General features: G+C 64.0%; 10 protein-coding genes. All 10 read left to right on the top strand.

All coding sequences use genetic code 11. From position 1 onward, the window contains the following. Positions 1-201: 201 nt before the first annotated feature. Genes ACIQ3Q_RS14155 through ACIQ3Q_RS14110 form a run of 10 tightly spaced genes read left to right on the top strand, consistent with a single transcriptional unit; the run spans position 202 to position 13,479 of the window. Positions 202-909 (top strand): hypothetical protein, encoded by a 708-nt coding sequence (locus ACIQ3Q_RS14155; RefSeq protein ID WP_396269767.1) that lies wholly within the window; start codon positions 202-204, stop codon positions 907-909. A 36-nt stretch (positions 910-945) separates the two neighbouring features. Next, complete coding sequence (tssB, locus tag ACIQ3Q_RS14150) at positions 946-1,461, top strand: type VI secretion system contractile sheath small subunit (protein WP_396269766.1); 516 nt, start codon at positions 946-948, stop codon at positions 1,459-1,461. 5 nt (positions 1,462-1,466) lie between these two features. Further along, positions 1,467-2,948, top strand: a complete 1,482-nt coding sequence (gene tssC, locus ACIQ3Q_RS14145; RefSeq protein WP_396269765.1) for a type VI secretion system contractile sheath large subunit — start codon at positions 1,467-1,469, stop codon at positions 2,946-2,948. Positions 2,949-2,986: 38 nt separating this feature from the next. Further along, complete coding sequence (locus tag ACIQ3Q_RS14140) at positions 2,987-3,547, top strand: Hcp family type VI secretion system effector (RefSeq protein ID WP_396269764.1); 561 nt, start codon at positions 2,987-2,989, stop codon at positions 3,545-3,547. A gap of 54 nt (positions 3,548-3,601) precedes the next feature. Next, the gene (gene tssE / locus ACIQ3Q_RS14135) at positions 3,602-4,060 is read left to right on the top strand and encodes a type VI secretion system baseplate subunit TssE (RefSeq protein ID WP_396269763.1); all 459 of its coding nucleotides are present in this window, start codon (positions 3,602-3,604) and stop codon (positions 4,058-4,060) included. A 28-nt stretch (positions 4,061-4,088) separates the two neighbouring features. Then, positions 4,089-5,933 (top strand): type VI secretion system baseplate subunit TssF, encoded by a 1,845-nt coding sequence (gene tssF, locus ACIQ3Q_RS14130; protein WP_396269762.1) that lies wholly within the window; start codon positions 4,089-4,091, stop codon positions 5,931-5,933. Then, positions 5,930-6,997: a type VI secretion system baseplate subunit TssG gene (tssG, locus tag ACIQ3Q_RS14125; protein WP_396269761.1), complete on the top strand. Its 1,068-nt coding sequence runs from the start codon at positions 5,930-5,932 to the stop codon at positions 6,995-6,997. The genes tssF and tssG overlap by 4 nt, the downstream gene beginning before the upstream one ends. 39 nt (positions 6,998-7,036) lie before the next feature. After that, on the top strand, positions 7,037-9,799 hold the full coding sequence (tssH, locus tag ACIQ3Q_RS14120; protein ID WP_396269760.1) for a type VI secretion system ATPase TssH: 2,763 nt from the start codon (positions 7,037-7,039) through the stop codon (positions 9,797-9,799). 53 nt (positions 9,800-9,852) lie between these two features. Beyond that, positions 9,853-10,227 carry a hypothetical protein gene (locus ACIQ3Q_RS14115; protein ID WP_396269759.1) on the top strand — a complete coding sequence of 125 codons (375 nt, stop codon included), beginning with the start codon at positions 9,853-9,855 and terminating at the stop codon, positions 10,225-10,227. A gap of 33 nt (positions 10,228-10,260) precedes the next feature. After that, complete coding sequence (locus ACIQ3Q_RS14110; protein ID WP_396269758.1) at positions 10,261-13,479, top strand: type VI secretion system Vgr family protein; 3,219 nt, start codon at positions 10,261-10,263, stop codon at positions 13,477-13,479. Positions 13,480-13,485 lie beyond the last annotated feature (6 nt).

Below are 13,485 nucleotides of genomic sequence, written 5' to 3'. Positions count from 1 at the left end.
CATGAAAACCGCACTAAATCGATGAAATTCGGGCTCGATTTCCCGCATCACGAAACGCACTCAACTCAGACTTTAAGTCGGGCGCCAAAGCTGCATGATCAAGGCGGTTTTTCAGCAGCCTGTTAAGGGATGCGGGCAAGGCCATCACTGATGGTTATCGCTCGGTCATCACAAATAATGAAAATTCGAGAAATCTTCCCCTTGATTCGTCGTTGCGAAGCCTCTAACGGCCTGCATACGCCTTTCCCATCGGGCACCAAGCTGCTGCCAGTGGCACTGCTCGCTGCCGCATTGACAGGCTGCGCCACTCCCGAGACGTCACCCAGCACACCCGCCTCGGTGCCTGCTACGCCGACGCTGCAGTCCTTCTTGGATGCGGGCGCCAAGGCCCGCAAAGAAGGCACCCGCAACAAAGAGCGCGACGCCTACCGTGCTGCGGCAGCAGCCTACCCCACCAGCAAGCAGCCCTGGCTGAAGTTGGCTGAGGGTTATTTTGAAGACGCTGACTACGGCAACACCATCCTGGCGGCGCAAGAAGTGCTGCATCGAGATGCCGCAGACCAAGTCGCCACCAGCATGTTGGCCGTTAGCGGCTTGCGCGTGGCCAATACAGCACTGACCGCTTTGCGCAAGCAAAACAGCTTGGGTGCAGACACCCGCAGCCAAGCCGAGGGCGTGGCCAAGCAACTGCGTGAAGTGCTTGGCGAACCTGTGCTGGTGCCGAAGAACGACAACGCCAACCCGGCACCGGCGCCTGTGCGCCGCCCCGCCCCGCCGGCCCGTCGTCCCGCCAACGCTGCCGCCCCGGCCGCTGAGGCGCCAGCAGCCACGCCTGCTGCTGCGCCCGCACCGGCCGCTCCAGCCAAACCCCCTGCCAAGCCTGCCAACCCGTTTGACAAGCTGAAGTGATCCCCTCGCCAACTCAACCCCCTCATCGAGAACACCATGGCTAAGAAAGACAGCGTTCAAAAGCGGCTTGAGAAAGTGCGCCCTCCCCGCGTTCAACTCACCTATGACGTCGAAATTGGCGACGCGGTCGAGCAGCGCGAACTGCCCTTTGTGGTGGGCGTGCTGGGCGATTTCACTGGCCAGCCGGACCCTGACAAGCCCCTGCCCAAGCTGAAGGACCGCAAGTTCGTCAATGTCGATCTCGACAACTTCGATGAGGTCATGGCCGGAATGGCGCCCAAGGCCTCCTTCCGCGTCAAGAACACCCTGAGCGCTGACGGCGGTGAATTCGCCGTCAACCTCGGTTTCAACAGCATGGAAGACTTCCAGCCTGAAGCCGTGGTGCAACAGGTGGAGCCCCTGCGCAAGCTTCTGGAGGCCCGCACCAAGCTGGCCGATCTGCGGAACAAACTGGCAGGCAACGACAAACTTGAGGACATCCTCGGTGAAGTCCTCAGCAGCACCGAGCAGCTCAAGAAGCTTGAGGCTGAAACCCGCGGCACCAAGGAGTAATGCGCATGTCCCAAACCGCCGCATCCGCGCAAGCGCAAACCACCACCACCGAAGGCAGCTTGCTGGACAGCATCGTCACGCAAAGCCGGGTGGCCCGCTCTGACACTGAGCACCACCGCGCCAAAGACATCATCTCTGAGTTGGTGCAAGAGGTGTTGCAGGGCACCGTGGTGGTGTCTGACAACCTCAGCGCCACCCTCGACGCCCGCGTGGCCGAGCTGGACCGCCTGATCTCCGCACAGCTGTCGGAGGTCATGCACGCGCCTCAGTTCCAACAACTGGAGTCCACCTGGCGCGGCCTGCACTATTTGTGCAAGCACACCTCGACCGGCGCCATGATGAAGATCCAGGTCTTCAACGCCAACAAAAAAGACCTGATCCGCGACTTCAAGACCTCGATCGACTTCGATCAGAGCGCCTTGTTCAAGAAGGTCTACGAAGAAGAGTTCGGCACCTTTGGTGGCGCGCCCTTCGGCGCCATGATCGGTGACTTCGAGCTGACCCGTCAGCCCGAAGACATGTACTTTGTCGAGCAGATGTCGCATGTGGCAGCCGCCGCGCACGCGCCCTTCCTGACAGCCGCGTCGCCCGAGTTGTTCGGCCTGGAGAGCTTCTCTGACCTGGGCAAGCCGCGCGACCTGTCCAAGGTCTTCGACACGGTGGAGTACGCCAAGTGGAAGTCCTTCCGCGAGTCCGAAGACGCGCGTTATGTGGGCATGGCCCTGCCGCGCTTCTTGGGCCGCTTGCCCTACAACCCCAAAGACGGCATCACCACCGAAGGCTTCAACTTCGTGGAAGATGTGGACGGCACCGACCACTCTCGCTATCTGTGGGTCAACTCGGCGTTTGCGCTGGGGGCTCGCCTGACAGCCGCTTTTGAAAGCTACGGCTGGTGCGCCGCCATTCGCGGCGTTGAGGGCGGCGGTTTGGTCGAAGACCTACCCACCCACACCTTCCGCACCGATGACGGTGAAGTGGCCCTGAAGTGCCCCACTGAAATCGCCATCACCGATCGGCGTGAAAAAGAACTCAGCGACTTGGGTTTCATTCCGCTGGTGCATTGCAAGAACACCGACTACGCGGCATTCTTTGCCACGCAGTCTGCTCAAAAGCCGCTGAAGTACGACTCTGACGCCGCCAATGCCAACTCGGCGCTGTCGGCACAGCTGCAGTACATCTTCTCGGTCTGCCGCATCGCCCACTACCTGAAGGCGATGATGCGCGACAAGATCGGCAGCTTTGCGGCAGCGTCTAACGTTGAGACTTATCTCAACAGTTGGATCGGACAGTATGTGCTGGCAGACGACAGCGCTTCGCAGGAAGCCAAGGCCAAGTATCCGTTGCGCGAGGCCTCGGTGGAAGTGAAAGAGGTTCCTGGGAAACCGGGGGCCTATCGCGCGGTGGCCTTTGTGCGACCGCATTTCCAGCTTGATGAACTCTCGGTGTCTCTGCGCTTGGTCGCTGAGTTGCCAGGGTCAGCAGGCTAATTTGACCGTGCAGTACTAATCTAAAGGGAAAGCTAGGAATGAAAGACATCTACGTCGAGTTTAAGAACTCCGCCATCAAGGGCGACGTTCGTGACAGCGTGCACGGCAGCGCGAACGCAACGGGCCAGAACTCCAAGCCCACCATCGAAGTCGATTCGTGGGCCCATGTGATCCGCCAGCCCAAGTCGGCGTCGTCGTCGACCTCGGGTGGCCACACCGCAGAGCGCACCGAACATGGCGAAATGGTGTTCGTCAAGGACATCGACTCCGCCAGCCCCAAGCTGTGGCAAGCTGCCTCGCAAGGCCTGATTACCCCTGAAGTTGTGATCACCTTCTATCGCGCCAGCGGCCAGACCGGCTCCTTCAACAACGGCACCGCCAACGCCCGCGTGAAGTACCTGGAAATCAAGCTGAAGAACGTGCTGGTCTCGCACGTGGCACCTTCGGTCACCGAAGAAGGCCTGCCCAAGGAAGCCTTCGGCCTGAAGTACTCGGCCGTTGAGTGGAGCTACATGGCTTCCAAGCTGGACGGCAGCCAAGCAGCAGTCACCGGCACCGGCGCCTGGAACCTGGCGACCAACACCGCCACCTTCGGCTGATCACCCAGTCTGGATTGAAAAGCGGCGGTGTCACAGCCGCCGCTTTTTTCATGAATGAAACGATTTTCAGCCAGCTTTCTCGACAGGCTGACGGACACGTCCGGCCAGCGCACCAGCGACCACGGGCTCAGCCTGGAGGCCGTGCGTGAGCATGTCGCACGCGATCTGGAAGCCTTGCTCAACACCCGCCGTGGGCTGAGTAACGAGGTTTTGGCCGATTTCCCGCGCAGCCGAGACTCGGTCTTGGGGTTTGGGCTCACCGACTTTTCGTCCATGAGCTTGGTCAAACCCGAAGACCGCGCCGACATCTGCCGCTCTCTAGAGCGCACCGTCAACCACCACGAGCCGCGCCTGCGGCAAGTCCGCGTGGAATTGACACCCGAATCTTTTGGCAGCAAGAAGCTGTGCTTTCGCATCCACGCTGTGCTGGCGGTGGAAGAGTTGCGTGAGCCCATCAACTTCAATGCCACCTTGCATCCGGTGACCCAGCATGTGGATGTGGCCCGCCTTTAAGCCCTCAACATCTGCCTACGCTTGAGTCATGGAAAAACTACTTCCGCACTACGAGCGTGAACTCGCGTTTTTGCACGCGGCCGCCAAAGACTTCTCGGCCATGTACCCGCGGGTGGCAGGCCAATTGCACATGGCGGGTGACTCCTCTGACCCGCATGTGGAGCGGCTGATCCAGAGCTTCGCCCTGCTCTCGGCGCGCATTCAAAAGCGGCTGGATGATGACTTCCCGCTCTTCACCGAGTCGCTGATCGAGGTCCTCTACCCGCACTATCTGCGGCCCTTTCCGTCTTGTTCTGTCGCCCAGTTCGACATCGGCGCAGGGGCCACCCAGATGACCCAAGGCAGTGTGGTGGAGCGCGGCACCGTGCTCAACACCCGCCCCGTGCGCGGTGTGACCTGCAAGTTCCGTACGGCTTATGACGTGCACCTGCTGCCGCTGCGCCTGAGCAGCGCCAGCTTCCGCTCGGTGCTCAATGCGCCAGACGGCACACCGCTGCCGCGCCAGGCCACTTCGGTGCTGTCCCTCACCCTGGAGTTAGTGTCCCCGCAAGCGCAGTGGGATCAGTTAGGCACCGACACCCTGCGCCTGCACCTCTCGGGCGACACCTCGCAAGTCACCGTGCTGCGCGAGGCCTTGTGTGGCCGCGTGGTCGGCAGCCTGCTGCAAACCCAGGCCACCGGCCCTTGGCAAGCAGCACCCGAAGCCCTGCCCCGCACCGTGGGCTTTGCGGAAGAAGAATCCCTGATCGACTTCGACGCCCGCTCCCACGCCGCCTACCGCCTACTGACCGAGTACTTCGCCTTCCCCGAGAAGTTCAACTTCATCGACCTGCCCTGGCCCAAGGCTTTGGCGCAAAGCAAAGCGCGACAGGTCACGCTGCACTTTGCGATGGCCGGGATTCGCGGCGAGTCCGATGAAGCCCGGCTCTTGGAAACCATCTCCGCACGCAACCTGCTGACGGGCTGCACGCCGGTGGTCAACCTGTTTGGCCAGCGGGCCGACCCGATCCGCATCACCCACACCAGTGACCGCTACCCCGTGCTGCCCGATGGCCGACGCGCCCACGGCCACGAGGTCTACTCAATCGACAAAGTGTTTCGGGTGCACCAAACCCCGCAGGGCGACGACATCCAAGAGTTCCGGCCCTTCTTTGCTCTTCAGCATGACGCCCTGCTGGCCAGCGGTGAGTCTGCAGCGCGCTACTGGGTGGCCCATCGCGACGACACCCTGGCCGCCCGCAGCCCTGGCTATGAGACCGAGATCTCCATCGTCGACATCAACTTCGACCCAGCCGAGATCCAGACCGACACCCTGTCCATCGAGGTCAAAGCCACCAACCGCGACCTGCCCTCGCAACTCACCGTGGGCCAAGCCGGCGGCGATTTGTTCTTGGAAGGCCTGCGCAATGCGCGCGAAGTGCGCCTGCTGCGCAAGCCCAGCCTGAGCCACCGGCTAGACCGCGGCCGCGGCGCGCTGTGGCGGCTGATCTCGCACCTCTCGCTCAACCACCTCACCTTGTCGGCAGGCGGTTTGGAGGCGCTACGCGAGATGCTGCGACTCTATGACCTGCCCCACAGCGACGCCAACCAGCGCCAGCTCGACGGCATCGTCGGCATCAGCCACCACGCCGTCACCGCCTGCATGCCGGGCCAGCCCTTTGTCACCTTTGTGCGCGGCACCGAAGTGCGCGTTAAGGTCAACGAGCAGCATTTTGTGGGCACCGGCCTGCGCCTGTTTGGCCAGGTGCTCGACCACTTCTTTGGCCTCTATGTGCATGCCAACAGCTTCATCCAGCTCAAGCTTTTTTCCGAGCGCACGCAAGAAGAGCTGATGAGCTTTCCACGGCGCAGCGGCGACGGGAGCCTGCTGTGAACCAAAGCGTGATCCAGCGCCTGTTCAGCAGGCCCGAGCGCTACAGCTTCTTCCAAGCCGTGCGCCTGCTGCAGCGCTGGTTCAGCCAACAAGAGCGCCTGCATGGTGCTGCCGTGTTTGAGCACAAACTCAAGTTCCGCAATGCACTGTCCATGAGCTTTCCGGCCAGCGAGGTGGCGGGGTTTGACATCAAGCTCCAGCCCCATGCCGAAGACGCCGCCCCCAACTCAGGCGTAGCCCCCGCCGCCAAAGACATCGCCCGCCTGGAGATGACGCCCGCCTTCATGGGCTTGCTGGGCGCAGGTGGTGCGCTGCCCTTGTTCTACACCGAGCTGTTTGCGCGGCGCGAAATGTACGAGAAGGACTTGGCCGGGCGCGCCTTTCTCGACATCTTTTTGCACCGGGCCGTCGTCCTGTTCTACCAAGCCTGGCGCAAGCACCGCTTGGCGATTCGCTTTGAAGACGACCCGCGTCATCAGTTCTTGCCGCTGGTGATGTCTCTCGCGGGCTTGGGCCACCCGGCACTGCGTGACCGCCTGCGCGCCCGCGAGGGCGGTGTCTCTGATTTCGCACTGGCTCACTTTGCCGGTTTGCTGCAGCAGCGGCCGGTGTCGGCCACCACCTTGGGCCATGTGCTCGCCAGCTACTTTGACGCCCCCGTTCACGTCGAACAGTTTGTAGGCCGGTGGTTCACTCTGCCGCGCGAGAACCAAACCCAGCTTGGCCTGGGCGGCGCAGGCCTGGGCCAAGGCGCGGTGATGGGCGAGCGCGTGTGGCAGCGCGACCTGCGCATGCGCCTGACCATTGGCCCCATGTCGGCCGAGCGCTTCCGCCGCTTTTTGCCCGGCGGGCCTGGCGCCGTGGCCTTAGAAGAAATGTTGACCTTGCTTTGCGGCACCACCTTGGAGTTTGAGGTGAAGCTGGCCCTGAAGGCCGAGGCCGTGCAGGGCACCACCCTGGGCGGCAGCACCGCCACCCGCTTGGGCTGGGACAGCTTTTTGCTCACCAAACCGGCAGCCAACGACCGCCTGGATGCGGGCTATCAACTCCTGGCGGTCGCCTAACGCGGCACGCCACACACGAATCAAAACAAAGGGAATCTCATGTCGTCACACCTCAAAACGCTGATCTCCAAACTCAATGACAACAGCCGCAAAGCGGCTGAGCGCGCCGCCAGCCTGTGCATGGCGCGCGGCCACTATGAGGTGGACCTGGAACATCTCTTCTTGGCCCTGTTAGAGCAGCCGCAGAGCGACTTCGCGCTGCTGTGCCGCCGCCATGAGGTCTCCACGGCCGAGCTGCAACGCGACTTGGAAGCCGAGATCAGCCGCTTCAAGGCCGGCAACACCCGCACCCCGGTGCTCAGCGAGAACCTGCCCGCGCTGTTCGAGCACGCTTGGCTCATCGCCTCGCTAGACACCCACAACCCGCGCATCCGCAGCGCCCACTTGCTGCTGGCCTTGCTCACCGATGACAAGCTCAAGCAATTGGCCTTTAGGGGCAGCAAGCTGTTCGTCAAGTTCAAGCTCGATGAGCTGAAGCACAAGCTCGACGAAGCCACCCAAGGCTCGGCGGAAGCCGTGCAAGCGGTGCGGAGCGCCGACGCCCCTGCGGCTGACGAGCACCCCGCCGACGGCCATGCCGCAGCAGCAGGCGCCACGCCGGCGCTGGACCAGTTCACCACCAACCTCACCGAGCGCGCCAAGAGCGGCAAGCTCGACCCGGTGATTGGCCGCGACACCGAGATCCGCCAGACCATCGACATCCTGATGCGTCGCCGCCAAAACAACCCCATCCTGACCGGTGAGGCGGGGGTGGGCAAGACGGCGGTGGTCGAAGGCCTGGCCCTGCGCATTGCCGTGGGCGACGTGCCGCCGCCGCTGCAAGGTGTGGCCCTGCACACCCTGGACATGGGCCTGCTGCAAGCCGGCGCCAGCGTGAAGGGCGAGTTTGAGAACCGCCTCAAAAACGTGATCGACGAGGTCAAAAAGAGCCCGCACCCCATCATCCTCTTCATTGACGAAGCCCACACCATGATTGGGGCCGGTGGCCAAGCCGGCCAAAACGATGCGGCCAACCTGCTCAAGCCCGCACTCGCGCGCGGCGAGCTGCGCACCGTGGCCGCCACCACCTGGGCCGAGTACACAAAGTACTTTGAAAAGGACGCCGCCCTTGCCCGCCGCTTTCAGGTGGTCAAGGTCGAAGAGCCCAGCGAGCCTATTGCCGCCGCCATGCTGCGCGGCATGGCCCCGCTGATGGAAAAGCACTTCACCGTGCGCGTGTTCGATGAAGCCATCACCGAGGCCGTGCGCCTCTCGGCCCGCTACATCAGCGGCCGCCAACTGCCCGACAAAGCCATCAGCGTGCTGGACACCGCCTGCGCCAAAGTGGCGCTGGGCCAAAGTGCGGTGCCGGCCGCCATTGAAGACCGCGTGAAGCACCTAGAGCGCCTGGCCGCTGAAGAAGCCGCCCTGAACCGTGAGGCCGCCGCAGGCGCGCCGCACCACGCCAAGCTGGCCGAGCTCAAAACCCTGCGCGACACCGTGCAGCAAGAGCTGGATGCGCTGAACAACCGCTACGAGGCCGAGAAGGCGCTGGTCACCGAGATCCAACAACTGCGCGCCACGCTGGAGGCCGAGAAAGAAGCCGCCCAGGCCATCCAAGCCGCGCAGGCCCAGGCTGCGGCCGCACCGCAGGCGGAGAGCAGCGCCGCCGAAGAGCCCAAGAAGAAAGCCAGCAAGAAGGCCGCCAAGCCTGAAGCGCCTGTGCTCTCGCCCGCCCAAGCGGAGCTGCAATCCAAGCTTGATGCTTTAGCCGCCCTGCAAGGCGAGAACCCCATGATCCCCATGCAGGTGGACGGCCATGTGGTGGCCGAGATCGTGGCCGCCTGGACGGGCATTCCGCTGGGCAAGATGGTCAAGGACGAGATCAAGACCGTCATGAGCTTGAAGCCTCTGCTGCAAGAACGCGTGATCGGCCAAGACCACGCCATGGAGGCCGTGGCCCAGCGCGTGCGCACCGCCCGCGCCAACCTAGAAGACCCGAACAAGCCCAAGGGCGTGTTCATGTTCGTGGGGCCTTCGGGCGTGGGTAAAACCGAAACCGCCTTGGCCCTGGCCGACATCCTCTATGGTGGCGAGAAGAAGCTCATCACCATCAATATGAGCGAGTACCAAGAAGCCCATAGTGTGAGCGGCCTCAAGGGCAGCCCGCCGGGCTATGTGGGCTATGGCGAGGGCGGCGTGCTGACCGAAGCCGTGCGCCGCAACCCCTACAGCGTGGTGCTGCTCGACGAAGTCGAGAAGGCTCACCCCGACGTGCTGGAGATGTTCTTCCAGGTCTTTGACAAAGGCCAGATGGACGATGCCGAGGGCCGCGAGATCGACTTCCGCAACACCCTCATCATCCTGACCAGCAACATCGGCTCCAGCCAGATCATGCAGGCCTGCCTGAACAAGGCCCCAGACGAGTTGCCACCCGCAGACGCCCTGGCCGAGGCCCTGCGCCCCATCCTGATGAAAACCTTCAAACCGGCCTTCCTGGGCCGCATGAAGGTGGTGCCCTACTACCCCATCAGCGACGATGTGCTGGAGCAGATCATCCGCCTCAAACTCGGCCATATCGCGGCCCGCGTGGCGGCCAACCACAAAGCGGTGTTCGAGTTCGACACCAAGCTGGTGGAGGCTGTGCTGGCCCGCTGCACCGAGGTGGACAGTGGTGCGCGCAATGTGGACCACATCCTCAATGGCACTTTATTGCCAGAAATTGCCGCAGAAGTGCTCTCGCGCATGGCCGAAGGCGCCCAGATTGAAAAAATCAAGGTCAGCGCGGCCAAGAATGGAGACTTCCGCTACACGGTCAGTTGAGCGGATGATCCACGCTCTTGTGGTGCCACGCATGGAGAGAAGGAGATACCGTCATGGACGACTCGCTGAATTCCGCGATGCCCTTGGCCTCTGCGCAACGCGCGGCCTGTGGCCCACACAGCGCCGCAGCCAGCTTTTGCATGACGCACAGCTGGGAGGCCCTGCGCCCCTGGCTGGGGGCGGCCTTGGCCGACGACGAGCACGAGCCCGATCTGCTGATCCACTGGCTGGCCCAGGCCCCCGCCCACTGCCGTGCGCAAGCCCAAGCCGCCTTGCGGGCCATGCGCTGTGGCCCCTGGGAAGTCGAGCACGTGCCCCATGACGGACGGCTGAGTGTGCGCCTGCACAGCAGCGCCCCGCCCGCCCGTTGGCGCCTGAAACTCCATCCCGCACAGCCGGGCGGTTTGATCCGCCTGGATCTTCTCTGACCCCTGCTGAGACCGCCCGCTAAGCCTTCCCCTATGTCCATCGCCACCCTCTTCCCTGCCTCCACCGCTGCCCTGGTCAGCCAGGTGGTGGCCGCCCTCAGTGGCGATCTCAGCGGGGCGCCCACCCAAGCCCAGCGCCTGCTGCGCCTGCACACCCCTTTGGGCCCCGACGTGCTGTTGGCCGAGCGGGCCACCCTCAAAGAAGCCCTGCTGCACGAAGCCCCCACCGCCCAAGCAGGTGATGCGGGCCTGCGCATAGAGCTGGACGCGCTGTGCACCAACACGCACTTGCAGCTCAAAAGCTTGATGGGCCAGCCTGCCGTGCTGGAACTGCTGCAGGCCGACGGCAGCTTGCGCCCCTGGCACGCCCACATCACCCAAGTGGCCCTGCTGGGCAGCGACGGCGGCTTGGCCCGCTACCGCCTTACCCTAGAGCCCTGGCTGGCCTTTTTGGGCCAACGCCAGGACGCTTGGGTCTTCCAAAACCAAACGGTGATGCAGATCATCGATGAGGTCTTCTCTGACTATCAGAGCCAAGGCCAACTTGCCCCCGCTTGGCGCTGGGAGCTGGCCGATGCCAGCGTCTACCCCGAGCGCAGCCTGTGCACCCAATACCAAGAGACAGACCTGGCCTTTGTGCAGCGCCTGCTGGCCGAAGAGGGCCTGTTCGCGTGGTGGGAGCACAGCGCCAGCCTTGGCGGTGCCGCCCTGGGCCAGCACACCCTGGTGATTGCCGATCACAACCCGGCCTTCAAGCCCAATGCCCAGCCCCTGGCCCGCTTCACACAGAGCAGCGCCGTGCTGCCCGAAGACAGCGTGCATGGGCTGGCCCGCATGGCACAGGTGCACACCAGCAGCGTGCACTTGGCCAGCGAGGACTACCGCACGCTGGGCGACCGCCCAGTCAGTCAAACTGGCCATGCGGGCCAGGGCCAAACCGGCCAGGGCCCCGCCCTGCTGCCCGCCTTGCTGCAAGCCGATGTGCCCGGTGCCTACAACTACGTGGATGCCGCCCACGGCGAGCGCCTGGCCCTGCGCCAAGTGCAAGCGCTTGACGCCCTGCGCAGCCGCCTGAGCCTGCACAGCAGCCTGCGCCAAGCGGCACCCGGCACGCACTGGCTGCTGACCGAGCACGCGCTGCACAGCGGGCTCAACCCTGTCGATGACCAGTTTGTGACCCTGGCCACCACGCATGTGGCGCGCAACAACCTGCGCGCCGACATCAAGGCGGGGCTGGCCAACTTGCTGGGCCCGGTGACCTTTGAGGCCGTGCTCGGTGCGGGGGCGGACCTGCTGGGCGCAGGGGCCTCCAGCATCAGCTTAGTCGACCGCGATGAAGACGAGGGCGACGAAGCCGACACCCACACCCTTCCTAACCAAAGCCCCGAACCCATCCACCATTGCACCTTGGTGGTTCAGCCCTTGGCCGTGCCCGTGGCCCCTTATGCCTGGGCCACGCTGCCCGACACCGGCGGCACGCTGCACACCCCCGAGGTGCGCCTGCGCCCCCGCCCGCGCATCACTGGCGTACAAACGGCGTTAGTGGTGGGCTTGGGCGACCCGGTGCATACCGACCGTGACCACCGCGTCAAGGTGCAGTTCCATTGGCAGCGCGGCAGCCAAGGCAGCCATCGCCTCGATCACCCTGCCGGTTCAAACGCCCCCGCCAGCGACGCCGCCTGGAGCTGGGTGCGCGTGGCCGAGCGCCAGAGCGGGGCCAACTGGGGCAGCGTCTTCACACCGCGCGTGGGGCAAGAGGTTTTGGTGGGCTTCACCGGGGGCGACATCGACCGCCCCGTGGTGCTGGGCAGTCTCTACAACGGCCAGGGTCAGCCCGATGCCCAGGGCAATGCCGTCTCGGCCGGGGCGGCGGGTGCCGTGGGCAGCGCCAATGCCTGGTTCCCGGGCCAGGCCAAGCAGGGTGAACTACAAGCCCATGCCCACCCCCAAGTGCACAGCGGCTTCAAGAGCCAAGAGCTGAGCCACAGCCAAACAGGCCAAGGCGGCTGCAACCAACTGGTGCTGGACGACAGCCCCGGCAGCAACCGCATCCAGCTCTCCAGCAGCAGCGCCGCCACCAAGTTGCAACTGGGCCACCTGCTGCAGCAAACCGACAACCAACGCCTGCAAGCCCGCGGCCACGGGCTGGACCTGGCCACCAGCGCCTGGGGCGCCGTGCGAGCAGGCCAGGGCATGGTGCTCAGCGCGGGCTATGCGCCCGGTGGCAGCCAAGCGGCCCACATGCAGCTCATCAGCCGCCCCCTGGCTGACCGGCTGGAACAAAGCCACGCCCTCGTCCACACCCTGGCTGAAAGCGCCCAAGCCCACCACGCCAAACTGGCCACTGAGCCTGAGGTTAAAGGGGCCACACCTGAGCAAGCGGACAAACAACTCCCCGCCGAGCGGGGCCTACACGCAAGCATGGCCGCATGGCGCGGCCAGGACAGCCAGGCTGAAGTGATAGACGTTGAAATGCACGAAGCCACAGACGCTCCCTCCATCGGCGGCGGCCTGGGCAGCATCGACATCTTGAACCGCCCAGACTTGCTGGTCGCAGGCCAAGGCGGCATCGCCAGCGTCACGCCCGCCCACCACCTCATCAGCGCTGGCGCCACCAGCTCCTGGGTCGCCGGGCAAGACCTGCAACACCTGGCCCAAGGCCACCACAGCAGCGCAGCCAAAGACGGCATCGTGCTCTACACCCACGGCAAAGCCACCAACACCGCCAAGCCCAACACCGAGACCGGCATGGCCCTGCACGCTGCCAGCGGCAGCGTGCAAACCCAAACCCAAAGCGGCGCCACCCACCTCACCGCCGACGCCAATGTCAACGTCACCAGCACCAGTGCCCAAGTCAGCGTGGGTTCACCCCAAAAAGTGCTGCTGGCTGCGGGCGGTGCGGCACTGACCATCCAAGGCGGCAAGATCAGCCTCACCGGACCCGGCAGCATTGAGCTGAAGGCGGGGATGAAGAACTTTACGGGGCCGGGAAGTGCGGGACCCAGCTCGCTGCGCCTCAACGGAGGTGCCTTTGAGTCGAAGCAACACTTCATGACCTTCCGCGCCACAAATGCCGCCGGTGAACCACTGGCCAACCGCAAGTACGCCATCTTTATGCCTGATGGCAGCATCCAAGAAGGCACCACCGACGAAGACGGCAACACGAAGCAAGTGACGACCGACAAGCCCGAGCGCATCAACGTGTATGTTGAGGATGCAGATCACGACGGCTTCTACGTCACGGCAGACTGATCCAAG

Source organism: Ideonella sp. (genome assembly GCF_044358605.1).
Classification (GTDB): domain Bacteria; phylum Pseudomonadota; class Gammaproteobacteria; order Burkholderiales; family Burkholderiaceae_C; genus Ideonella.
This window is presented reverse-complemented; position numbering and strand designations above follow the sequence as displayed.